The sequence below is a fragment of the Edaphosphingomonas laterariae genome (genome assembly GCF_900188165.1).
GTDB classification, from domain to species: domain Bacteria; phylum Pseudomonadota; class Alphaproteobacteria; order Sphingomonadales; family Sphingomonadaceae; genus Sphingomonas_E; species Sphingomonas_E laterariae.
Genome location: NZ_FZOS01000029.1, coordinates 14471 through 35939, shown reverse-complemented (window position 1 = coordinate 35939; position 21469 = coordinate 14471). Strand labels below are relative to the sequence as shown.

Annotated in this window: 23 protein-coding genes and 1 tRNA gene; 16 read left to right on the top strand and 8 right to left on the bottom strand. The window is 65.8% G+C overall.

Annotation, left to right across the window (positions count from 1 at the left end; genetic code table 11):
• Positions 1-35: 35 nt before the first annotated feature.
• Positions 36-1496 carry a flavin-containing monooxygenase gene (locus CHB74_RS17800; protein WP_089220882.1) on the bottom strand — a complete coding sequence of 487 codons (1461 nt, stop codon included), beginning with the start codon at positions 1494-1496 and terminating at the stop codon, positions 36-38.
• Between the two features lie 213 nt (positions 1497-1709).
• On the opposite strand from CHB74_RS17800, the gene purU reads away from it, so the two are divergent.
• From purU to CHB74_RS17765, 7 genes are all read left to right on the top strand, one after another.
• Positions 1710-2561, top strand: a complete 852-nt coding sequence (purU, locus tag CHB74_RS17795; protein ID WP_089220881.1) for a formyltetrahydrofolate deformylase — start codon at positions 1710-1712, stop codon at positions 2559-2561.
• 242 nt (positions 2562-2803) lie between these two features.
• Complete coding sequence (locus tag CHB74_RS17790; RefSeq protein WP_342746614.1) at positions 2804-4303, top strand: methyl-accepting chemotaxis protein; 1500 nt, start codon at positions 2804-2806, stop codon at positions 4301-4303.
• 22 nt (positions 4304-4325) lie between these two features.
• A complete protein-coding gene (locus CHB74_RS17785; RefSeq protein WP_089220879.1) occupies positions 4326-4778 on the top strand; it encodes a chemotaxis protein CheW in 453 nt (150 codons plus the stop codon).
• Between the two features lie 112 nt (positions 4779-4890).
• Entirely contained in the window at positions 4891-5817 is a 927-nt protein-coding gene (gene kce / locus CHB74_RS17780; RefSeq protein ID WP_179220898.1) for a 3,5-dioxohexanoate:acetyl-CoA acetone transferase, read from the top strand.
• A complete protein-coding gene (locus CHB74_RS17775) occupies positions 5804-6694 on the top strand; it encodes an HpcH/HpaI aldolase/citrate lyase family protein (protein WP_089220877.1) in 891 nt (296 codons plus the stop codon). Before kce ends, CHB74_RS17775 begins: the two co-directional genes overlap by 14 nt.
• Complete coding sequence (locus tag CHB74_RS17770) at positions 6691-7965, top strand: acetyl-CoA hydrolase/transferase family protein (protein ID WP_089220876.1); 1275 nt, start codon at positions 6691-6693, stop codon at positions 7963-7965. Before CHB74_RS17775 ends, CHB74_RS17770 begins: the two co-directional genes overlap by 4 nt.
• Positions 7965-8732, top strand: coding sequence for an enoyl-CoA hydratase/isomerase family protein (locus CHB74_RS17765; RefSeq protein WP_089220875.1), 768 nt, complete (start codon positions 7965-7967; stop codon positions 8730-8732). Before CHB74_RS17770 ends, CHB74_RS17765 begins: the two co-directional genes overlap by 1 nt.
• A gap of 7 nt (positions 8733-8739) precedes the next feature.
• Here the strand turns inward: CHB74_RS17765 and CHB74_RS17760 are convergent, their stop codons facing one another.
• Positions 8740-9930 carry a glycosyltransferase family 2 protein gene (locus CHB74_RS17760; RefSeq protein WP_089220874.1) on the bottom strand — a complete coding sequence of 397 codons (1191 nt, stop codon included), beginning with the start codon at positions 9928-9930 and terminating at the stop codon, positions 8740-8742.
• A 42-nt stretch (positions 9931-9972) separates the two neighbouring features.
• Between CHB74_RS17760 and CHB74_RS17755 the strand changes: the two genes are divergently transcribed.
• From CHB74_RS17755 to CHB74_RS17745, 3 genes are all read left to right on the top strand, one after another.
• Positions 9973-11103, top strand: coding sequence for an alpha/beta fold hydrolase (locus CHB74_RS17755; protein WP_245843004.1), 1131 nt, complete (start codon positions 9973-9975; stop codon positions 11101-11103).
• Positions 11100-11963 carry a sugar phosphate isomerase/epimerase family protein gene (locus CHB74_RS17750; RefSeq protein ID WP_089220873.1) on the top strand — a complete coding sequence of 288 codons (864 nt, stop codon included), beginning with the start codon at positions 11100-11102 and terminating at the stop codon, positions 11961-11963. Before CHB74_RS17755 ends, CHB74_RS17750 begins: the two co-directional genes overlap by 4 nt.
• 77 nt (positions 11964-12040) lie before the next feature.
• The gene (locus tag CHB74_RS17745; RefSeq protein ID WP_089220872.1) at positions 12041-12706 is read left to right on the top strand and encodes a glutathione S-transferase family protein; all 666 of its coding nucleotides are present in this window, start codon (positions 12041-12043) and stop codon (positions 12704-12706) included.
• A gap of 1 nt (position 12707) precedes the next feature.
• Here CHB74_RS17745 and CHB74_RS17740 read toward each other — a convergent pair whose 3' ends face one another.
• Positions 12708-13973 (bottom strand): MFS transporter, encoded by a 1266-nt coding sequence (locus tag CHB74_RS17740; protein ID WP_089220871.1) that lies wholly within the window; start codon positions 13971-13973, stop codon positions 12708-12710.
• 144 nt (positions 13974-14117) lie between these two features.
• On the opposite strand from CHB74_RS17740, the gene CHB74_RS17735 reads away from it, so the two are divergent.
• The 3 genes from CHB74_RS17735 (at position 14118) to CHB74_RS17725 (ending at position 15884) form a co-directional block, all read left to right on the top strand.
• Entirely contained in the window at positions 14118-14528 is a 411-nt protein-coding gene (locus CHB74_RS17735; protein WP_245843003.1) for a nuclear transport factor 2 family protein, read from the top strand.
• A 194-nt stretch (positions 14529-14722) separates the two neighbouring features.
• Positions 14723-15010 carry a hypothetical protein gene (locus CHB74_RS17730; RefSeq protein ID WP_089220870.1) on the top strand — a complete coding sequence of 96 codons (288 nt, stop codon included), beginning with the start codon at positions 14723-14725 and terminating at the stop codon, positions 15008-15010.
• Between the two features lie 121 nt (positions 15011-15131).
• A complete protein-coding gene (locus CHB74_RS17725) occupies positions 15132-15884 on the top strand; it encodes a hypothetical protein (protein WP_245843002.1) in 753 nt (250 codons plus the stop codon).
• A gap of 9 nt (positions 15885-15893) precedes the next feature.
• Here CHB74_RS17725 and ygfZ read toward each other — a convergent pair whose 3' ends face one another.
• Positions 15894-16628 carry a CAF17-like 4Fe-4S cluster assembly/insertion protein YgfZ gene (gene ygfZ, locus CHB74_RS17720; protein WP_089220869.1) on the bottom strand — a complete coding sequence of 245 codons (735 nt, stop codon included), beginning with the start codon at positions 16626-16628 and terminating at the stop codon, positions 15894-15896.
• A gap of 40 nt (positions 16629-16668) precedes the next feature.
• Between ygfZ and CHB74_RS17715 the strand changes: the two genes are divergently transcribed.
• A complete protein-coding gene (locus CHB74_RS17715) occupies positions 16669-17997 on the top strand; it encodes a dihydroorotase (protein WP_089220868.1) in 1329 nt (442 codons plus the stop codon).
• On the opposite strand, the gene CHB74_RS17710 is transcribed toward CHB74_RS17715, so the two are convergent.
• Positions 17982-18431, bottom strand: a complete 450-nt coding sequence (locus tag CHB74_RS17710; protein WP_089220867.1) for an SAM-dependent methyltransferase — start codon at positions 18429-18431, stop codon at positions 17982-17984. The genes CHB74_RS17715 and CHB74_RS17710 overlap by 16 nt on opposite strands.
• A gap of 24 nt (positions 18432-18455) precedes the next feature.
• The gene (locus tag CHB74_RS17705; protein WP_089220866.1) at positions 18456-19187 is read right to left on the bottom strand and encodes a DUF1134 domain-containing protein; all 732 of its coding nucleotides are present in this window, start codon (positions 19185-19187) and stop codon (positions 18456-18458) included.
• A gap of 184 nt (positions 19188-19371) precedes the next feature.
• Here CHB74_RS17705 and CHB74_RS17700 point away from each other — a divergent pair.
• Both CHB74_RS17700 and CHB74_RS17695 read left to right on the top strand, forming a co-directional pair.
• Positions 19372-19464: transfer RNA gene (locus tag CHB74_RS17700), tRNA-Ser, on the top strand.
• A 167-nt stretch (positions 19465-19631) separates the two neighbouring features.
• Positions 19632-20855 (top strand): tyrosine-type recombinase/integrase, encoded by a 1224-nt coding sequence (locus tag CHB74_RS17695; protein WP_089220865.1) that lies wholly within the window; start codon positions 19632-19634, stop codon positions 20853-20855.
• Positions 20856-21011: 156 nt separating this feature from the next.
• Here CHB74_RS17695 and CHB74_RS17690 read toward each other — a convergent pair whose 3' ends face one another.
• Together CHB74_RS17690 and CHB74_RS17685 are read right to left on the bottom strand one after the other, a co-directional pair.
• A complete protein-coding gene (locus tag CHB74_RS17690) occupies positions 21012-21236 on the bottom strand; it encodes a helix-turn-helix transcriptional regulator (RefSeq protein WP_089220864.1) in 225 nt (74 codons plus the stop codon).
• A complete protein-coding gene (locus CHB74_RS17685) occupies positions 21229-21468 on the bottom strand; it encodes a DUF2274 domain-containing protein (RefSeq protein ID WP_089220863.1) in 240 nt (79 codons plus the stop codon). The genes CHB74_RS17690 and CHB74_RS17685 overlap by 8 nt, the downstream gene beginning before the upstream one ends.
• Position 21469: the final 1 nt, after the last annotated feature.

The following is a 21469-nucleotide window of genomic DNA, read 5'->3' as shown; positions in this document are numbered from 1 at the left end:
GCGGCGGTGGCCGCAAGTGACGATAAGGGACGCGATCAGGCCGCGAGGTCGAAATCGTCCAGCTTGGGCGTGGTCATCGCCTGGGTGAAGGCGTCGTAGCTCCACGGCCAGCTCGCGGGCACGCCTTCGGCATCGAGATACCAGCTGGAGCAGCCCGAGGCGAAGATCGTCTTCTTGGCGGCCGCGATGCGGCGCTCGTCATAATCGGCCATCGCGGCATGGCTTGCAGCGGCGCTGGCGATCTCGCCATCGGCGATCCTGGCGATAAGCTGGCTGATATAGCCCCACTGCTTTTCGGCGATGTCGATCAGCGAGAAATTGCCGACCGGGCCGGTCGGGCCGTTGAGCAGGAACATGTTGGGGAAATCGGGCACGGCGACGGCAAGATAGGCCGACGGACGCTTTGCCCACACGTCGTTGAGCGCGGCGCCGCCACGACCGATCATGTTGATCGGGCGGACGAAGCGATCGGCGTGGAAGCCGGTGGCGAGGATCAGCACGTCGAGTTCGTGCAGATTGCCCGCACGATCACGCACGCCGGCCGGCTCGATCCGCTCGATCCCGTCGGTCACGACATCGACTGTCGGCTGCTGGACCTTTTCGTAATAATCCCACGAGAAGATCAGGCGCTTGCACGCCGCGCGATAATTGGGGCGCAGCTTTTCGCGCAGCACCGGATCGGCGACCGAGGTTTCGAGATGGTTGGCGACCACCCATTCGATCTGGTGGATCGCTTCGGAATCCATGTCGTTGATCGCTTCGGAAAAGCGGCGGACATTGGCTTCATATTCGGGCGCGTAGCGGATCGCATCGACCAGCTTGGGATCGGCGCGGAAGGCGGCGCGCTGTTCGTCCGAATAAAATTCGTTCTCGACAGGCATGATCCACTGCGGTGAACGCTGGAAATGCACGGTTTTGGCGGCGACGCCGGCCAGCGCCGAGACGATCTGCACACCGGTGGAGCCATTGCCGATAATGCCGATGCGCTTGCCGGCGAGATCGATGCCGTCCTGCCAGCGCGCGCTGTGGAAGGCGGTGCCGGCGAAGCTGTCCAGCCCTTCGATGTCGGGCATCTTCGGGTGGTGGAGCACGCCGGTGGCCGCGATCAGGATATCGGCGTCGAGCTTGAGGCCCGCCTTGGTTTCGATCTTCCACTGGTTGGCCGCGTCATCCCAGCGGGCTTCCGACACTTCCTGGCCGAAGCGGGTGAGCGCCGTGACGCCATGATCGTCGGCGACCTTTTCGAAATAGAGCTGGATTTCGGGGCCGGGCGAAAGATGGCGGCTCCAATCGGGATTGGGCGCGAAGCTGTAGGTGTAAGCGTGCGCCGGCACGTCGCAATGGAGGCCCGCATAGCGGTTTTCGCGCCAGGTGCCGCCGACCCGATCGGCCTTTTCAAGCACGGTCACATCATGCCCCAGTTCCTTCAGCCGGATCGCGGCGAGAATCCCCGCCATGCCCGCACCGATCACCACCGCTTTCAATTTCCTGGCCATTGCGCACCAATCCTTCTTCGATTGGAACGATCATGGGCCAGATCGACGCGGCCCGCGTCGTCCAAATGGATGCGATCCAAATGGACGGGGCCAAATGGACGGGAGCCAAATGGAGGGGGCCAAAGGGACGGAGGCGAATGGAGCGCCCCCAAATGGAAGGTTCGCACGGGCCCATCTTGTCGACAGGCGCCGCCGCTGCCATGGAAGCCCGCCATGACCGCCAGCCATCTCCTCACGCTTTCTTGTCGCAACCAGCCCGGTATTGTCGCCGGGGTGTCGAAAATCCTGTTCGACCATGGCGGCGACATTCGCGAAGCCAACCAGTTCGACGATGCGGCCACCGATCGCTTCTTCATGCGGGTGGTGTTCACGCTGCCCGGCGATCCGGCGGCGCTGGAGCGTGAGTTCGCGGCGCTGGCCGATGGCTTCGGCATGGCGTGGCGATTGCGCGCGCAGGCCGAACGGCAGCGCGTGCTGATCCTTGTTTCCAAGTTCGATCATTGCCTTGTCGATCTGGTCTATCGCTGGCGGATCGGCGAACTGGCGATGGACATTGCCGGCGTGGTTTCCAACCATCCGCGCGAAACCTATCGCACGCTCGATCTGGACGGCATCCCCTTCCATCACCTGCCGGTAACGGCGGCGACCAAGGCGGAGCAGGAAGCGCAGCTCAAGACGATCGTCACCGAAAGCGGCGCGGACCTCGTGGTTCTGGCCCGTTACATGCAGATCCTGTCCGACGATCTGGCGGGTTGGCTTTCGGGCCGGTGCATCAACATCCACCACAGTTTCCTGCCGGGCTTCAAGGGCGCCAAGCCCTATCATCAGGCGCATGCGCGTGGCGTGAAGCTGATCGGGGCGACCGCGCATTATGTGACCGCGGACCTCGATGAAGGGCCGATCATCGAACAGGATGTCGAACGGGTGAGCCACGCGGACACACCCGAGGATCTGGTGCGCAAGGGCCGCGACATCGAGCGGCGCGTGCTTGCCCGCGCGGTGGGCTTCCACCTCGAAGGACGCGCGCTGCTGAACGGCGCGAACACGGTGGTGTTCCGCGACTGACCGGCCGGGGCGGCGTCGCGCACGGCGCCACGCTTAATATTGATGACGAATCCGTAACGATTTCGGCTTTGGGCAGATGTGAAATTTTGGCGGGATTCCACCGGTTTCTCCGCCCCGTCGTCCTATAATTCAGGGAGGACGCCCAATCGGATGTTAACCAGTGCGGCCTATCCGTCTGCGCATTGCAGGCCGGATCGCCCCCCCGCATGCCGGTGACATCTTTTACGGAATCGAGTTTCCCCGTGAACTATTTCAGCCTCGACGAGAATAATTACGCCGTGTTCCCCGAAATCGCCCGCGCCGTCGAGCGGGCCGCGCCGGATGCGCTGGATCGCTTTTACGCGAAGGTGCAGGAGACGCCGGAAACCGCGCGCTTCTTTTCGTCCACGGCGATGATCAACCACGCCAAGGGCAAGCAGCTCGATCATTGGCGCGACATGTTTTCCAGCCGCATGGACGAACGCTATGTGGCCAAGGCCGAAACGATCGGCAACGTCCACGCCCGGATCGGGCTGGAGCCGACCTGGTATATCGGCGGCTATGCGCTGGTGCTGGAAGCGATGATCGGCCGTCTGCTGACGGAATCGCTGCGCGCCCGGCTGGGCGGCAAGCAGATCGCGCGGGTGGTGAGCACGCTGGTGAAATGCGCGCTGGTCGACATGGATATCGCCTTGTCCGCCTATTTCCGTGCGGAGGAAGCTGCCCGGGTGGCGGTGATCGACAAGGTGGGGCAGGCGATGGACCGGCTGGCCCAGGGCGATTTCACCGCCGAGCTGGATGGCCTGCCAGCGAGCTATGCCAAGCTGGTCGACGATTTCAATTCGATGCGGCTGCGCATGCGCGACACGCTGATGCAGGTTTCCGATACCGCCGACAGCATCAATACGGGCGCATCGGAAATCAGCCAGGCGACCGACGATCTTTCGCGCCGGACCGAGCAGCAGGCCGCGTCGCTGGAGGAAACCGCCGCGGCGATGGACCAGATCACCCAGGCGGTGCGCGATACCGCGCAAGGGGCCGCGCTGGTCAATAATTCGGTGGGCGACGCGCAGGCCGATGCCAATGAAGGCGGCCGCGTGGTCCGCGAGGCGATCGAGGCGATGGACGGCATCGAGAAATCGGCGCAGGAAATCGCGCAGATCATCGGGGTGATCGACGGCATCGCATTCCAGACCAATTTGCTGGCGCTGAACGCGGGCGTGGAAGCGGCGCGCGCGGGGGATGCCGGCAAGGGCTTTGCCGTCGTCGCCAACGAAGTGCGTGCGCTGGCCCAGCGGTCGGCCGATGCCGCCAAGGACATCAAGGGCCTGATCGGGGCAAGTTCGAAGCAGGTGGAATCGGGGGTCCAGCTTGTCGGCCAGACTGGGCAGGTGCTCGATCGCATGCTGACCAAGATTTCGGAGATTGCGGGGCTGGCGAACCGCATCTCGACATCGGCCGAGGCGCAGGCGGCGAGCATGCAGCAGGTGAACAGCGCCGCCGCCGACATGGACAAGATGACGCAGCAGAACGCCGCGATGGTTGAGCAATCGGCCGCCGCCGCGCGCAATCTGGAGGCGGAAGCGGATCAGTTGATCACGCTGGTCCAGCATTTCCGGCTCGGCCAGCAGCGCATCGCGCGCGCCGCGCCTGCCCGGCCGGCCCAGCGTTCGGCGCCGCAGCCGGTGTCGCGTCCGGCGGTTGCCGGCAACCTTGCGCTCGCCATGGATCCGGCGGCGCAGGACGACTGGACCGATTTCTGATCCGCCGGGGGGAGACAGCGCAATGACACGCCAGCTCATCACCTTTCACGTCGGCAGCCAGTGCCTGGGCGTCGACATCATGGCGACGCGCGAAATTCGTGCCTGGTCGCCGACCACGCCGATTCCGCAGGTGCCCGCCTTCGTGCGCGGCATCGTCAATCTGCGCGGCATGGTGCTGCCGGTGATCGACCTTTCGGCGCGGTTGGGCTGGGGCGATACCGAACCCGGCGCCCGGCACGTCATCATGGTGCTGCAGATCGGCGATCGGCAATATGGCCTGATCGTCGATGCGGTGAACGATATCGCGACGATCGACGGCGCGGCGGTCCAGCCGCCGCCCGGCATCAGCGGCGACGGGCAGGACGAGCTGCTGGAGGGCATCGTTTCGGTCGATGGCGAGATGGTGCTGATCCTCGATCTCGAACGGCTGGCGCATAATTTCGGCGTGCCGGAAGAGGTGGCGATCGCCGCCTGAGCCTGTTGGGTCCGGCCCGTGCGTTTCGGGCTGGACTTCATAGTGAATCATGTTCATTTTATGAATCCGAAGGCGAGCGCATAGACTTCGCCCGAAGGTTCGGAGGATGACCATGGCCGGCAAGATCATCATCACCTGCGCGGTGACGGGATCGATCCATACCCCCAGCATGTCGCCGCATCTGCCGGTGACGGCTGCCGAGATTGCCGAGGCGGCACTGGCGGCGGCGGAGGCCGGCGCGGCGATCGTCCACCTCCACGCCCGCAACCCGGAAGACGGCCGGCCGGATCAAACGCCGGAGGCGTTCGAGCCGTTCCTGCGCGTCATCAAGCAGCGATCGGACGTGGTGGTGAACCTGACCACCGGCGGCTCGCCCTTCATGCCGATTGACGAACGCATTCGCCCGGCGACGGTGTGGCGGCCCGAAATCGCCTCGCTCAACATGGGGTCGATGAACTTCGGCCTGTTCCCGATGCTGAACCGCTACAAGGCGTTCAAGCATGACTGGGAACCGCAGATGCTAGAAAACAGCCGCGACCTGGTTTTCCGCAATTCGTTCAAGGACATCGAATATGCGCTGCGCACGCTGAACGAGACGGGCGCGCGTTACGAGTTCGAATGTTACGACACCAGCCACCTCTACAACCTGCATTATTTCTACACGCAGGGATTGGTGAAGGCGCCCTTGTTCATCCAGACCTGCTTCGGCCTGCTGGGCGGCATCGGATCGCATCCCGATGATGTGATGCATATGAAGCGGACCGCCGACCGGCTGTTCGGCGCGGATTATCGCTGGTCGGTGCTGGGGGCGGGGCGCAGCCAGATGCCGATCGCGGCGATGGCGGCATCGATGGGCGGCAATGTCCGCGTCGGGCTGGAGGACAATCTGTGGGGCGGGCCGGGGCGGCTGGCGGAATCCAACGCCGAACAGGTGACGACCGTCAGAAAGATATTGGAGGGGCTTGGCCTGGAGATCGCGACGCCCGATGAAGCGCGGCAGATACTGGCTTTGAAGGGTGGAGATCATGTCGGCTTCTGAACGGGCTGCGGGTGCGCGGTCCTGGCTATTCATTCCGGGCGACAGCGAGAAGAAGCTCGCCAAGGGCATCGGCACCGCCGCCGACATATTGCTGATCGATCTGGAAGACGCGGTGGCGGAAAGCGCCAAGCCCGCCGCGCGGGCGACCGTGGCGGAGTTTCTCCGCGCCCATCGCGATCAGCGCGATCGGCTGTGGGTGCGGATCAATCCGTTGCAGAGCGGCCTTGCGCTGCACGATCTGGCGGCGATCGTCGCGGCGGGGCCGGGCGGCGTGATGCTGCCCAAGCCGCGCGGGCGCGCGGATGTGGAACTGCTCGACCATTATCTGACCGCGCTGGAAGTGGCCGCCGGGGAGGCGCCGGGCACCATCGCGGTGATCATCGTCGCGACGGAGACGCCGCAAGGCATGCTGGCGACCGGCAGCTATGAAGGCGTGCCCCGGCTGGCGGCGATGACCTGGGGGGCGGAGGATATCGCCACCGCGATCGGTGCGATCGCCAATCGCGACGCGAATGGCGCCTACGAATTTCCCTATCAGCTTGCCCGCACTTTGTGCCTTGTCGGCGCGGCGGCGGCGGGCGTGCCGGCGATCGAGACGATCCATGGCGATTTCCGCGACGAAGCGGGGCTGGAACAGGTGGCCAATGATGTGCGCCGCGCCGGCTTCCGGGGGATGCTCGCCATCCATCCGGCGCAGGTGGAGATCATCAACCGCGCCTTCACGCCCAGCGATGCGGAGGTCGCGGCCGCGCGCGAGATCGTCGATCTGTTTGCCGCCAATCCGGGCATCGGGACGATCGGCCACAAGGGCGAGATGCTGGACCTGCCCCATCTCAACCGCGCCAAGGCGGTGCTGGCGCGGGTGGGCGCTGCATGACCGAGACGCTGCGGGCCGAGGCGCTGGAACTGGGCCGCTTCATGCGGCCGGGCGACCATGTGGTCTGGGGCCAGGCCTGCGGCGAACCGGCGACGCTGATCGAGGCGCTGATTGCCCAGCGTGCCGATCTGGGCGGCGTATCGGCCTTTGCCGGGTCGAGCTTTTCCGGGCTGCTGACGCCGGACATCACCGATCATATCGCGCTTTCCAGCATGGGGGCGATCGGATCGCTGCGAACGCTGACCAAGGCCGGTGCGCTGGCGGTGGTGCCCTGTCATGTCGGCCAGATTGCCGGCATGATCGAAGCGGGGATCATCGGCTGCGACATTGCCTTCGTGCAGGTCAGCCCGGCGGATGCCGATGGCAATCATAGCTACGGCCTGATCAACGATTATGTGCAGGCGGCCGTCGCCAAAGCGCGGGTGGTGGTGGCGGAGGTCAACGACCAGATCCCGTTTACGCATTGCGATGCGCTGCTGCCGGCGGCACGGATCGACTATCGCATCGATGTGTCGCGCCCGCCCGTGGAGGTGAAGCCGGCGGCGATCGGCGAAGGCGATCTGGCGATCGCGCGGCATGCAGCCGCCTATATCGGGGACGGATCGGTCATCCAGGTCGGCATCGGTGCCGTGCCTGACGCGATCACCCAACTGATCCGCGACCGGCGCGATCTTGGCGTCCATTCGGGGATGATCGGCGACGGGCTGGTCGATCTGGTCGAAGCCGGCGTCGTCACCAATGCGCTGAAGCCGTTCGAGACCGGCGTGTCGGTGACGGGCGCGCTGATCGGGACGCGGCGGCTGTATGATTTTGCCGATCGCAACCCGGCGGTGGGGATGCGATCGTCGCGGCTGACCCATGCCGATGCGGTGCTGACCGCGATTCCGAAGCTCGTCACGATCAATTCAGCGGTCGAGGTGGACCTGACAGGCCAGGTGAACGCCGAACAGACCAATGGCGCCTATATCGGCGGGACGGGCGGGCAGGTCGATTATGTTCGCGCCGGCGCGCGTGCGCCGGGGGGACGTTCGATCATCGCGCTGCCGGCGACGGCGGCGGGCGGCAAGGCCAGCCGGATCGTGCCTGCGCTTTCCGGCCCCGTCACCACGGCGCGGAGCGAGGCGGACGTGATCGTCACCGAATATGGCGCGGCGGAACTGAAGGGGCGAAGCCTGGCGGAGCGCGCGCGGCGGCTGGTGGCGATCGCGCATCCCGATTTCCGAGAGACACTGGATCGCGCCGCGTTCGAGATTGCGAAAAGGGGATATTGATGAGCGACGCGGTGCTGTTCGACGCGCGGGACGATGGCATCGCCGTCATCACCATCAACCGGCCCGACAGCTTCAACGCGCTGGGCCGCGATGTGCGCGACGGGCTGTTCGCCGCCTGGGAGCGGTTCGAGCGCGATCCGGGCCTGCGTGTCGCGATCCTGACGGCGACGGGCGCCAAGGCCTTCTGCGCGGGTGGTGACCTGAAGGAGATGGCCGAGCTGAAATTGACGGTGCCGCCGCGCGGGATGTTCCCGATTCCGGGCGACACGATCGAAGTGACCAAGCCGACGATCGCGGCGGTGAATGGTGTCGCTTATGCCGGCGGCTGGCTGCTGGCGCAGGCATGCGATCTGTGCGTGGCGAGCACGGCGGCGCGTTTTGCCATCACGGAGGTGAAGGTGGGGCGTGGTTCGCCTTGGGCCGCGCCGCTGATCCACATGATCCCGCAGCGGATCATGATGGAAATCATCCTGACGGGAAAGCCGATCAGCGCCCAGCGCGCCTATGAGATCGGGCTGGTGAACCGGCTGGCCGAACCCGATGCGCTGCTCGACACCGCGATCGCGCTGGCGGCCGAGATCGTGGAAAACGCGCCTTTATCGGTGCTGGCCGGCAAGGAAACCGTTCACCTGGCGACGGAGATGGGGCGCACTGCGGCACTCCGCGCCGCCCGCCATGCCTGGGAACGCGCTTATCGTAGCGCCGATGCGCAGGAAGGCACGCGCGCCTTTGCCGAGAAGCGCAAGCCCGAATGGCGGGGCGAGTAAGCGGGCTTTATTCGCGTTCCGTCCTGATCCAGCGGGTTTCGCCGCCGCGCACGAGGCGGAGATAGATGGGCAATTTCCACAGCATGTAGAGCGGCAGCCGCAGGATCGTGCCCAGGCCCATATGCGCGCGGCCGTGAAGTGCCCAGGCGGCGAGAACAAGGAGCGCGTTGACGCCGAACAAGGCGGTGGCCGCGGCGAAGGGTGCGGACGGCATGCCGATCAGCGCAAGCAGGCCGAGCAGCAGCGCCGCGCCGAGATTGAGCGCCATCAACAAGGCGAGCGGCGGGGTGAGGAGGTGAAGGCCGGTCCACAGCAGTGCCGGGCGCCCCTTGCGCAACGCTTCGCCGATCAGCGGCAGCGCCTGCTTGCGCGCGACCGTCATGAAACCATTTTCCCAGCGGGTGCGCTGGGTGAGCGTGCCGCCTTCGGTGCTCGGCTGCGTCCAGGTAAGGGCCTGGGGGTCGAAGATCGGCGCGTGGCCTTCGCGCGTGAGATCGACGCCGAGCGCCAGATCCTCGACGATATTGTCGGTGGCGAGCGCCGCCCGGCCGAAGATTTCCCACGGAAAGGCCATGCCCGATCCGGTGAGCAGGGCCGGCGCGCCGATTGCCCGCGCACCGTTCTGGCGGATCAGGTTCTTCACCAGAAAGGCGAAGTTGGAAATCTGCACCATCGGCGCGGCATCGCGGCGCGGGCTGAACAGATAGGCGCTCTGCACCGGCCGGCCGGTGGCGACGGCAAGCGCGGCGATCCGTTCGAGCGCGCCGGGATCGGCCACGCAATCCGCATCGATGACGATCGCGGCGCGCGGGGGCTGCGCGCGCAGATGATCGCGCCCGAAGGCAAGAGCGAAGCCCTTGCCCCGGCGGCTGGCATCGTGGCGCGCGATCACCTCGGCCCCGGCGGCGCGGGCCACGGCGGCGGTGTCGTCCGTGCAATTGTCGGCGACGACGAGCATGCGGACACCGGGCGTCAGGACGGCCTTCAGCCGGCCAAGGATCGTGCCGATACCGGCGGCTTCGTCATGCGCGGGAATGACGAGCGCGATATCCTGCGGGGCGATCGGCGGGGCGGCCGGGCGGCGGAGGCCCGCCACCAGCCCGATCGCGGTTTCCACCGCGAAGACCGTGCCGACAAGCGCCACGGGCGCGAGGATGATCCAGCCGATGATGCTGAGGAGCGTGGATAAGGTCGCCATCGCCTTGTGGCATCGCACATGCGGCGCGGCGGATAAAGCGCCATGGTGCCACAGAATTCGTGGCTCGATTTCGACAGCCGCCACTTGCCGCAGAATGGCCACGGCTGGAAGGTTGCCGCCGAACATGGAGAGGATGGAATGAACGAAGAGCGGATCGACGTCGGCGGCGTCGCGATCAATGCGGTGACGGCCGGCGAAGGCCCGGTGGTGCTGATGATCCACGGCTTTCCGGGGCTTTCCTGGTCGTGGCGGCACCAGATGCAGCCGCTGGCCGATGCCGGGTTCAAGGCGGTGGCGATCGATTCGCTGGGCTATGGCAAGAGCGACCGGCCGGCCGAGCAGCATCTCTACGATTCCGATCATATGCAGCGTTACCTGCTGGCGATCCTCGATCATTTTGGCGCGAAGGACGCCTTCATCATCGGCCAGGATTTCGGCGCGCAATATGCGTGGAACCTGGCCGTCCGCGCGCCGGAACGGGTGCGCGCGCTGGTGACGACGATCCCCTATGACTACGATCTTGCCGGCCGCGCGATGCTGGGATCGGCACCGAGCCTGCCGGCGGGCAGCCCGCCGCAGCCGGTGATGGCATCGACCGATCATCCGCCGTCCTTGCGCTTTGCCGCGATGGCCGCGCAGCATTTCCTGCACTTCCATTATTTTCAGGAGGTTGGCCCGGCGGATCGTGAACTGGGCAACAAGCTCGCCGAATTCCTGAAGCGCGATTTTTACGCGCTGTCAGCCGACGGCAATCTGTGGAACTGGACCGAGGTGCCGACCGAAGGGGCGGGCTATCTGGATGCGCTGCCGCCCACGCCGCCCTTGCCCTGGCCCTGGCTGAGCGAGGCGGAATTCGACCGCTTCGTGGCGGGATATGACGACCCGGTGGTTGAAAAGCGCGCGATCGGCGGGCTCAATTCCTACCGCACGGCCGACGCCAATTGGGAGATCGGCCGCGCCTGGGCCGACCATGACGTCACCGTGCCGACGCTGTTCGTCTATGGTGCGAAGGATCCGTCCTTCGGCTTCTTCCCCGAATGGCGGGAGCGGATGGAACGGCGCGTGCCCGGACTGGTGGACGTGGTGGAGATCGCGGATGCGGGCCATTTCATCCAGCAGGAGCAGCCGGATGCGTTCAACCGCGTGCTCATCGATTTCCTGAAAAGCCGATGAGCTGGCACCTGCCCTGGACCGCGCATCTCGGCCTGCGCGGGCCGGATGCGCCGCTTTTCCGCCATTCCGCGCGGTCGGCGGACCCATTCGACCAGATCGACTTCATCGCCGATCTGGGCTTTGCCGGCGTGCAGGACAATTATGCCGCGCTGCGCCCCGCCGACGAGCAGGCGCGGGTGGCGGGCCATGCCGCGCGGCGCGGGCTGAAGCTGGCGAGCTTCGTTCACGATCCGCTGGGTTGGAACCTGCCGCGCTGGAGCGCCGACGATGCCGAGGGGCGCGCGGCGTTGATGAAGGAACTGGCGCATTCGCTGGCGACGGCGGAACGGATCGGCGGCGGCACGGTGATCTGCGTCGCGGGTTTCGATCGGGCGCGGACGCGCGAAGCGCAGCTTGCGGCGATGGTCGATAATCTCCGGCGCGCGGGCGATGCGGCCGGCCGGGCAGGGGTGGCATTGTGCGTGGAGATGACCAGCCCGTCCTGGTTGCCCGACATGCTCGTCACCCGGATCGCCGATGCCGAGGCGGTGGTGCGTCAGGCGGCGCACCCTGCGGTGCGGCTGATGTTCGATGCGGGCCACATCGCGATGAATGGCGATGATCCGCTAGCGGTGTTCGGGCGCGTCGCCGATCTGATCGGGGGCGTGCAGGTGGCCGATATGCCCGAGGGCGAAGGGCCGGGCCGGATCGATGTGGGCGGCGGGACGACCAATTGGGTGCCGCTGCTGCGCGCCATCCGCGCCGCCGGCTATGCCGGCCTGTTCGAGGTGGAGCATGAAGCCGAGGGTGAGGGTCGCGCGGGCGAGGCGCGGCTGATCGAACGGCTGCGCGCGGTGGATGCGGCGGTGGCGGGCGAATAGCCCGGCCGCGCCACGGCCGGTCGCCGCGCCGGCAACCCGCGCGGCGATCGAGGGTTTCATCCGGCGGGAGTGATGCGATGTCCGAACTGGTGCTCACCACATTCGATTGGGTTCCCGAAATGCCGCGCGGCTTCGTGCGCGATCTTCGCGTGCGTTGGGCGCTGGAGGAGGCCGGAATACCCTATCGCATCGCATCCGTGCCGTTCGAGACGCGCGGCGAGGCGCATTTCGCCCATCAGCCCTTCGGGCAGGTGCCATGGCTGGTCGACGGCGATCTTTCGATCTTCGAAAGCGGCGCGATTCTGCTGCATGTGGGCGAACGCAGCGCGGCGCTGATGCCCGCCGATCCGCAGGCGCGCAGCGGCGTGAGGCAATGGTTGTTCGCGGCGCTCAATTCGGTTGAGATGGCGGCGCTGCCATGGGCGATCCTCGCTTTTTCGGGTGAGCGCGGCAAATCCGCCGCCTGGGCGGTGATCGATGATTTCCTGAAGATCCGGCTGCAGCATATGGAGGCCGTGCTGGCAGGCCGGGATTGGCTGGTGGATCGCTTCTCCGTTGCGGATATCGCGATGGCCGATGTGCTGCGCCTCGTCGATCATTTCGATGGGCTGGCGGGCCGTCCCGCCTGCCGCGCTTATGTGGCGCGGGCGACGGCGCGGCCGGCCTTCATCAAGGCGCATGGTGACCAGATGGCCCATTTCGCGGCGGCCGACCGGGCGAGGGCGGCCGCCGACACGCCTTGACCTATGCCTTGGGCGTGCACGCGCCCGGTTTTGCGAAGCTGACGAGGATGAAGGCCAGCACGACCATGCCGAGCAGGCCGGCAAAGGCGAGATTATAGCTGCCGGTGACGTCGCGGATGCGGCCGATGGCGTAGAGCGACGCGATCGACAGCGGTTGCATGCCGATCGCCATCGCGCCGAGCGCGGCGCCGAAGCTGCGCGATCCGAAGCTGTTGGCGGTGAGCACCGTCCACACCGGATAGACGCCGCCGATCGCCACGCCGATCAGCGCGAAAGCGGCCAGCATCGCCCAATAGCCGGGCCACACGATGTAAAGGCCGAGCAGGATGATGTGGAACAGCGCGACGACCGCGAACACGCGGCGCACGTCGATATGATCGGCCAACCACCCCGCGATCAGCTTGCCGCAGACCGCCGATATGCCGCCGACCGAGATCAGCCAGGAGGCATCCACCGGACCGATGCCCTTGGTCTTGAAATAGGGCGCGTTCGTCTGGATCAGCGTCTGATCGCTGGCGAGGATCAGCCCGCAGCCGAACATGATCAGCCAGAAATTGCGTTCGCGCAGCAGCGCGGCGGTGGACCAGACCGGTTCGTTGAGCGCGGCCTGCGCCGAAGGGGCATCGGGCACGACTTCGCCCGCCGCGACGAGTTCGGCCTCGGTGGGGCGATCGCGCATGAACAGAAGGGCGAGCACGGCGATGATGACGGCCACGCCGACGCCGATCGCGGCGACGGCCGTGCGCCAGCCGAAATGTTCGATCGACGAGGCCGCGATCGGGGTCATCACCGCATTGCCCGCCGAAGTGGCGACCGCGATGATGCCGATGGCGAGCCCGCGACGGCGGCGGAACCAGCGCGCGGTGATCGAATTGGCGGCGATGGCGCCGGCCGCGATCATCCCGAAGGCGATGGGGCCGACGGTGGCGATCAGCATCAGCTGGAGCGAGCCGGCATTGGCGAGGAGCAGGAAGCCGCCGGCGAAGATCGCGGCGCCCACCGTCATCATCCAGCGCACGGGAAAGCGATCGATCATCCGCCCGACGAAGGGCGACCAGATCATCATGCCGATCAGCAGCGCCATGATGCCGAAATTGGCCTGCGCGTAGGACAGGCCGAATTCGCCCGTCAAAGTCGGCACCAGAAAACCGAAGGAATAGATGGTTGCCCCGACAGTCAGCATCGCGCTGGCAAAGCCGGCGATGACGACCAGCCAGCCGCGATAGGGCATCCTGCCTGACGGGCGGACGATCGACGCCTGCTCCATAATTCCGGCCCTCCCGATATGATTGCGGACATGATTTCCGCTTTTCTTCCGCATCCTACAGCAGATCTGGCGTTCGTCATCGCTTTTCGTTCTGGACAGCGGTTCATGGCCACGCGCATGGCTGGTGGCCGGAATTGCGGGAGGATGGCGATGGGCGTGGAGGAAAATGTCGCGGCGATGCGTCGCTTCTTCGACGCGATGAACGCGGGGGACGTGGCGACGATCGTCGACAGCTATGCCGATGACGGCCGCTGCGTGACGATGGGCGGCACGCTGATTTCCGGCAGCTTCGACAAGGCCCAGATCGCCATGGCGGCGGGCCGGATCTACGAGGCGTTTCCCGAAGGCGTGCGCTTCGTGATCCACGATATCACCGCGCAGGACGATCGCGTCGCCATCGAGGCGGAATCCTTCGCGCGGCATGTTTCGGGCCGCGATTATAATAATAAATATCATTTCCTTGCCCGGCTGCGCGATGGCCGGATCGTGGAATTCAAGGAATATTGCGATACCGAAATGATCACGGATGTGATCTGTGGTGGCGCGCGCCCCTGATCGCCCCTGGCAGCGTTGAAAGCTGCGCTTTGCGGGGATGAATCAAAATTGCGATAATTTTCGACGCTGAATCGAAAATTAGGGGTTGAGCGACTCGCTGACTTGCTGCATGGGCGTTCGCAAGCGCAGCATAGATTGCACTGCGCAACGCATTTTGTGCGTTCATGCATTGGTTTTGGTTGGAAAGGCTTAAAATGAACAAGTTTGTGCTGCGCAGTGCGCTCGCCCTTGCCCTGGCGGTTCCGGCCGCTGCGATGGCCCAGCCGGCGGACGCCGCCGCTGAAGCCACCGTCGTCAAGAAGGGCTATGCGCTCTATGACAACGCCGGCAAGAAGCTGGGCCGCGTCGAGCAGGTCCGCCAGTCGGACGGCGTCGTGACCTTCATCTACAACACCAAGATCTATCGCGTTCCGCTCGCGAGCATCAGCGTCGACGGCCGCACGGCCAAGACCTCGCTCGGCTGGGACGAGATCAAGGGCTGATAGCTTTCAGCTTTCGCGACGGCCGCGCCGGGCTTCATTGCCTGGGGCGGCCGTTTCGATTCCGGGTTCCGTAAATCGCCGGGGTTGATTTGCCGGGGCGGCGGAAGGCATGGGCAGGGCCATGACGATGACATCCGATCGCCGCGCCGCGCCGCTCCTGCCGGGTGAGGCGGGCCTGCGCCGCGCCGTCCTGATCGATCCGAGACCGGGCCGCGTGCTCGCTTATCTCGAGGATGATTTCCACCATTTCGAAATCGCCTTGTCGCATGACGGGCGTGCGATCACCGGTGTCGAGGCGACCACCATCCGCCATCCGTGGACGACGTGCGCGGGTGCCGGGCCGAAATTGATCGAACGGCTGACCGGCGTCGCGCTGGCCGATGTCGCCAGTTTCGATTCGCCTTATGCGCAGTGCACCCACCTCTACGATCTCGCGCTGTTCGCGGCGTCGAAGGCAGGGGGTGATCGGCCGCACCTGTTCCGCATGTTCGTCGAGGACTGGAAGAATGGCCTGCGCCGGGCGGTGATCGACCGCGACGGCGTGGTCCTGATCGACTGGCGGCTCGACCGGGAAACCGTGCTGCCGCCCCATGATCATGCCGGCCGCAGCCTGCGTGAACTGCGCCATTGGGCGGCGGAGCTGCCCGCCGATGAGCGCGAGGCGGCGCTGCTGTTGCGGCGCGCGGTGTTCATTTCCGTCGGGCGGACCTTCGACCCCGATTTGCAGGAAGATGTGCCCAATCCGCCGCCCGGTGCCTGCTTTGCGCACCAGCCCGAAAATTTCGACCCGGCGGCCCGTTTTCGCGGGTCGCGGCGGGATTTCACACACGCGGTGGAAGGGCCGCTGGCCGCGCGGGCGGCCGCCTGCGCCTGATCGGCCCGATCAGGCGGCGATCGCTTCGGCCAGCCAGGGCGGCAGCGATGCCGGGTCCAGGCTTTCCACCCGGCGCAGGGCGACCCCGAGCCCGAGATCGGGATAGGATGCGCGCAGATCGGCCGGTTCGCCATCGGCCAGCGGCACCGTCACGAGCCGGCGGTTGACCTTGGCGCGGTGGTGCATCCGCGCGGTATTTTCCTGCCCGACATAACAGCCCTTGGTGAAACTGACGCCATTCAGTTCGCGGGCATTGGTTTCGAGCCACAGGGTCTTGTCCTGCCCAAGTTCGGCGGCGCCTTCGGTGACGCCGAGCGAGAGCCGGTGGGCGCGCCAGGCGGGGCCGGCATCGCCTGCGCCGGCCGGCGCGATCCAGCGGCGGCCGAGCGCGGCCAGACGAGGATCGGCAACGCCTTCGCTGCCTTCGGCGGCCCAGTGGACGGCCAGCGCGGGATCGCGCGCGATCGTGATCGGCCGGCGCAGGCGATAGAGGCTGAGCCGGCGAACGAGCGCATCGGCCTGATCGGCCTCGCAATCGATCAGCAGGTCATCGCCATCCGCCCAGAGCAGGAAATCGAACAGGGCCTTGCCCTGCGGGGTGAGCAGGGCGGTCCATACCGGCAGCGGCCCGGCGGCATCGCTGGTGACGAGGCCCTGAAGGAACCCGCGCACATCTTCGCCCGAAAGGCGGATGACGGCGCGATCGGCAAGGGTGGTGGCGGCGAGAGTGGTGGCTTGCGACATGCGAAAGAGTTAGGGAGGCCGGCGACGAAAGGAAAGCACCATGCCCACGCACGATATGATCTTGAAGAACGGCACCGTCTGGACGCCGGGCGGCCCGATCACCGCCGATGTGGGCGTGAGTGGCGGCAGGATCGATCGGATCGGCAATGTCGGCGATGCGGGCGAGGTGGTGGATTGCACCGGGCTGACCGTGCTGCCGGGCGTGATCGACAGCCAGGTCCACTTCCGCGAGCCGGGGCTGGAGCCGAAGGAAGATCTGGAAAGCGGCAGCCGCGCCGCCGTGCTCGGTGGGGTGACGGCGGTGTTCGAAATGCCCAACACCAAGCCCAATACCGATACGCCCGAGGCGCTGGCCGACAAGCTGGCGCGCGCCGAAGGGCGGATGTGGTGCGACCATGCCTTCTATGTCGGCGCGACCGCCGAGAATGCGGAACATTGCGCGGAGCTGGAAAAGCTGCCCGGCGCGGCGGGGATCAAGATTTTCATGGGCGCGTCCACGGGGAGCCTGCTGGTCGCCGAGGACGAGCAACTGGAGCGCGTGCTGCGTTCGGGCAGCCGCCGTGTCGCCATCCATGCCGAGGACGAGGCGCGGATGAACGCGCGGCTGGGCGAACGGGTAGAAGGCGATCCTTCCTCGCACCCGGTGTGGCGCGACGACGAAAGCGCGCTGCTGGCGACGAAGCGGATCATCGCGCTGGCGCGCAAGACCGGGCGCCGTATCCACGTGCTCCACGTCACGACCCCGGCCGAGCTGGAATATCTGGCGGGCCACAAGGATATCGCGACCTGCGAGGTGACGCCCCAGCACCTGACGCTGGCGGGGGAGGATGCCTATCCCCGGCTTGGCACCTTTGCCCAGATGAACCCGCCGATCCGTTCGGGCGCGCACCGCGACGGGCTGTGGCAGTGGCTGAACCAGGGCGTGCCCGACGTGCTGGGATCGGACCATGCGCCGCATCTGCGCGAGGAAAAGGCCAAGCCTTATCCGGCGTCACCATCGGGCATGCCGGGCGTGCAGACGCTGTTGCCGTTGATGCTCGATCATGTGGCGCAGGGGCGGCTGAGCCTGCAGCGGCTGGTGGATCTCACCTCGGCCGGCCCGCAGCGCGTCTTCGGCCTCGTCACCAAGGGGCGGATCGCGGCCGGCTATGATGCCGATTTCTCGATCGTCGACCTGAAGGCGCGCTGGACGGTGGAGGAAAGCTGGCTGGCGTCCAAATGCGGCTGGTCGCCGTTCACCGGCATGCAACTGACCGGCAAGCCCGTGGGCACGATCATTCGCGGGCGCCGCGTGATGTGGGAAGGCACGCTGGCCAATGCCGCCGAAGGGCGCCCGGTGCGCTTCGAAGCGACTTACCGGCCGGCCTGACACTTCGGGCTGAGGTCGATCGCGCGGAGCGGGGCGCCGCCATCGATGAAGAAGGGCGCGCCGGGCGCCAGCGCCGCCCGCAACCGCCCTATCGCCACGTCGAACCGTTCGGGATGACGCCCATCGAATGCGCCGACGCGAAAGGCGAAGGCGAGGTCGAAAGGCGGTTCGCCAGCGGCGAGGGCGAAGTCCTCGATTGCGATGGAGCGGAAGGTGAGCTGGCCGGAGGCGATCTCCGGCCCGGATGCGGCGATGGCCTGCGCGATCGCGCGGGGGGAGCGATCGATGGCGAGGACGGTGCCGCCCCCGATCCGCCGGCAAAGATCGCGTGCCGCAGCGCCCGGGCCGCAGCCGATTTCCAGCACACGCAGGCCCGGCCTCAGCGGCAGCGCGGCGACCAGGGCCTGTAGGCGGGCGGAGAGGGGCGGCATCATGCGCCTCCGCCGCCCGCGCAGCCTTTAGAAGGGCAGGATCTTCGATTTTTCGGTGAAGTTCATATAGCCGACATTGGCGCCTAGCCGCCAGCCGACGCCCAGCCGGATCGGGATCAGCACCACATCGCCGCGCCGCATGTAGCTGGCGGTGAAGCCGCCGATCACATAGGCCTGCCCCTCGACCGCCGGGTAGCGCTGATAGAGCTCCTGACTGTCGTAGAGATTATAGACGAGGACGAACGTCTTGGAGCCGTTGGCGCCGATGTCGAAGCCGACCGACGGGCCGGTCCAGTAAACCGGGCGCTGGCCTTCGACCTTGTGGAACATCGTGCCCGATCCGTAGCGCACGCCGATCGCCAGGGCGCCGCCGGCCTCGCGCCCGACGATATAGCCGTTGGGCTCGCCCTGATCCTTGAGGATGCTCTCGATCATCTTGGCGAGGCCTTCGGCCCCCCGGCCGAACACCCCTTCGGCCGCCGAAAGCACGTCGTTTTCCTGATAGGTGCCATTGGCCTCCGCGCTGGTGGTGGCTGCGGTTGCCGGCGCGGGTTCGCCCGCCGGGGCAGGCGTGGGAGCGGGGGCAGGGGCGGGCGCCGTGACATCGGTGCCATATCCCGCCTCGCTTGCCGGAACAGGCGCGACATCGGCCTGGATCGCGGTGTTGGGATCGACCGTCCTGACCTGCGCCGCGGCCGGCACGGCGGCAAGCGCGGCCGTGCCCAATCCGAGCAGGCAAGTGGCAAGGAGCTTCGGCATTATTTCATCCCCCGGGGCAATATGTTCGCCAGAATAGCGCCGCTGCGCCTTGCCCGGCAATGAACGGGCGACGATCCGAGTCGATGGCGCGGCGACCCGAGTCGAAATTATGTGTGGGTAGTTTCAGCGACCCGGTTGATCACCCCCGATGTCCTCGCTATAGCCCGCGCTCACGGCCTTTCCCGGAGACGTGGGTGAGTGGCTGAAACCAGCGGTTTGCTAAACCGCCGTACGGGGTTAACCCGTACCGAGGGTTCGAATCCCTCCGTCTCCGCCATATCCCGTTCCCCCAACATCTCAGCTAATCTCAAAACCCAAGGAAATCCGCGGGTTTTCGTGATCCATTTTTCCGGCACGTCCCAGGCAAGCCCTGCCAATCCTGGTCGCGTTTTAGGAAAGCTTTTAGGATCGCGACATGCCCTTTCCTAAAAATGGAGGGACAGGTTGGCGAAGAGGACGAACAGACTGACTGCCCGCGGCGCCGCAACAATTCGGGCGCCTGGGATGCATGCAGATGGAGACGGGCTTTACCTGAAGGTCGGAGCCGGCGGAGCGCGATCTTGGGTGTTCATCTATCAATGGCTTGGAAAGCGCCGGGAAATGGGGCTCGGCTCATTAAGCCTGGTATCGCTGGCGGAAGCGCGTGAGGCAGCTTCAAAATCGCGAAAGATGGTCGCCGACGGGGTCAATCCCAAGGTGGAGAGGTCAGACAAATCCTTTGGGGAAGCTGCCACCTCGGTGATCGAGCGACTGAAACCCGGCTGGAAGAACGCCAAGCACACGCAGCAATGGACCAACACGCTCAAAACCCATGCGGCCGGGCTCTGGGATGAGCCGGTGGCGTCTATTTCCACAGAGGATGTCATCAAATGCCTTGATCCGATCTGGACCGCGCTACCTGAAACTGCGTCTCGCGTGCGCGGCCGCATTGAACGCGTGCTCGATGCGGCAAAGGTGCTTGGTTGGCGCGACGGTGAGAATCCGGCGCGGTGGCGAGGGCATCTGGAACTTCTGCTGCCGAAGCGACGCATATCGGCGCGCCGGCATCATCCGGCAATGCCCTATGATCAGGTGCCGGAATTCATGAGGCGCCTTCGGAATCGCCATGCTGTCGCGGCCCGAGCGCTTGAGTTCACTGTCCTGACCGCTGCCCGGACCAGCGAAACCCTGAAGATGCGGTGGCATGAGGTTGACCTGGATAATGCGCTCTGGGTCGTCCCACCCGAACGCATGAAGATGGGCATCCAGCACCGTGTCCCACTCTCGCCAGCGGCGCTGAAGATCCTCAAGCATGCCGCGTTCCTGGGGAATGAAGCGGACGGCTTCGTCTTTTTTGGCCGTAGCCCGGACAAGCCGCTTTCGAACATGGCGATGGAGATGCTGCTTCGGCGTCTGGATGAGGATGATTTCACCGTCCATGGGTTCCGGTCCTCGTTTCGGGACTGGGCGGGTGAGCTGACAAACCATGCACGGGAGATCGCTGAAGCGGCGCTGGCGCATGCAGTTGGCGATGAAGTCGAGCGTGCCTATCGTCGCGGGGACGCGCTCGCCAAGCGGCGGCAACTCATGATGGAATGGGATTGCTTCCTTGCCGGTGTGCCGGCCCTTCCGATGCCGGCGAACTCGAATGCGAGCGAACAGTTACCGGCTCAATCGGCGAAAGGCTGAATGGAGCCCTTGGGATTGGCGGTCCATTTCTCCACGGCGGATGTATGGCAACCCATTTGTCAATGGGCAGTCATCGTGTGCCGCTGGCCCGGCACTCCGAGTGGCTGGCGGGAAGCTGAGGTCGTGCAATCAAATCGCAGGCTCACTTGCCGTGACTCAATCGAAAGGTTGAACATAGCTCCTGGGATTGCCGATCCAATCTTCGATCGCAGATTGATGCCAGCCAACGCAATTGTGGTTGATCTTCACCTGGGCAGGGAAGGTGCCTTCATCGATTTTCCGGTAGATCGACGAGCGACTGAGACCCGTACGTGCGATGACTGCCGGCAGGCGCAGGATCCGCTCTCCCCGGTAGCGACTACATGATGCATCCTCAGGCATTTGTCGCTCCTCTTACAGGCAGCCTGCGGTCGCGCATGGCCTTGGCGAAGTGCCGATCTCCCTCAAGGAAGGTTTGCAGGATGACCGGTACGAGGTCGGTCATCGCCTCTCGCTGGCCGTAGGTTTCGGCATAGATCTCGGCATAAGCGAGCAAGGTGCGGTTGAGTTCGGGCGAGATCTGGATCGACAGCTTGACGGGCACTCTCTCGGGCAGTTTGGGCAGTTTGAGCATC

Bases quoted from the DNA above. Each gene is read 5' to 3' on its own strand.
- CHB74_RS17800 (WP_089220882.1), bottom strand. From the start codon at position 1,496: ATGGCCAGGAAATTGAAAGCGGTGGTGATCGGTGCGGGCATGGCGGGG.
- purU (WP_089220881.1), top strand. From the start codon at position 1,710: ATGACCGCCAGCCATCTCCTCACGCTTTCTTGTCGCAACCAGCCCGGT.
- CHB74_RS17785 (WP_089220879.1), top strand. From the start codon at position 4,326: ATGACACGCCAGCTCATCACCTTTCACGTCGGCAGCCAGTGCCTGGGC.
- kce (WP_179220898.1), top strand. From the start codon at position 4,891: ATGGCCGGCAAGATCATCATCACCTGCGCGGTGACGGGATCGATCCAT.
- CHB74_RS17775 (WP_089220877.1), top strand. From the start codon at position 5,804: ATGTCGGCTTCTGAACGGGCTGCGGGTGCGCGGTCCTGGCTATTCATT.
- CHB74_RS17770 (WP_089220876.1), top strand. From the start codon at position 6,691: ATGACCGAGACGCTGCGGGCCGAGGCGCTGGAACTGGGCCGCTTCATG.
- CHB74_RS17765 (WP_089220875.1), top strand. From the start codon at position 7,965: ATGAGCGACGCGGTGCTGTTCGACGCGCGGGACGATGGCATCGCCGTC.
- CHB74_RS17760 (WP_089220874.1), bottom strand. From the start codon at position 9,930: ATGGCGACCTTATCCACGCTCCTCAGCATCATCGGCTGGATCATCCTC.
- CHB74_RS17755 (WP_245843004.1), top strand. From the start codon at position 9,973: ATGGTGCCACAGAATTCGTGGCTCGATTTCGACAGCCGCCACTTGCCG.
- CHB74_RS17750 (WP_089220873.1), top strand. From the start codon at position 11,100: ATGAGCTGGCACCTGCCCTGGACCGCGCATCTCGGCCTGCGCGGGCCG.
- CHB74_RS17745 (WP_089220872.1), top strand. From the start codon at position 12,041: ATGTCCGAACTGGTGCTCACCACATTCGATTGGGTTCCCGAAATGCCG.
- CHB74_RS17740 (WP_089220871.1), bottom strand. From the start codon at position 13,973: ATGGAGCAGGCGTCGATCGTCCGCCCGTCAGGCAGGATGCCCTATCGC.
- CHB74_RS17735 (WP_245843003.1), top strand. From the start codon at position 14,118: ATGGCGATGGGCGTGGAGGAAAATGTCGCGGCGATGCGTCGCTTCTTC.
- CHB74_RS17730 (WP_089220870.1), top strand. From the start codon at position 14,723: ATGAACAAGTTTGTGCTGCGCAGTGCGCTCGCCCTTGCCCTGGCGGTT.
- CHB74_RS17725 (WP_245843002.1), top strand. From the start codon at position 15,132: ATGACGATGACATCCGATCGCCGCGCCGCGCCGCTCCTGCCGGGTGAG.
- ygfZ (WP_089220869.1), bottom strand. From the start codon at position 16,628: ATGTCGCAAGCCACCACTCTCGCCGCCACCACCCTTGCCGATCGCGCC.
- CHB74_RS17715 (WP_089220868.1), top strand. From the start codon at position 16,669: ATGCCCACGCACGATATGATCTTGAAGAACGGCACCGTCTGGACGCCG.
- CHB74_RS17710 (WP_089220867.1), bottom strand. From the start codon at position 18,431: ATGATGCCGCCCCTCTCCGCCCGCCTACAGGCCCTGGTCGCCGCGCTG.
- CHB74_RS17705 (WP_089220866.1), bottom strand. From the start codon at position 19,187: ATGCCGAAGCTCCTTGCCACTTGCCTGCTCGGATTGGGCACGGCCGCG.
- CHB74_RS17690 (WP_089220864.1), bottom strand. From the start codon at position 21,236: ATGCCTGAGGATGCATCATGTAGTCGCTACCGGGGAGAGCGGATCCTG.
- CHB74_RS17685 (WP_089220863.1), bottom strand. From the start codon at position 21,468: ATGCTCAAACTGCCCAAACTGCCCGAGAGAGTGCCCGTCAAGCTGTCG.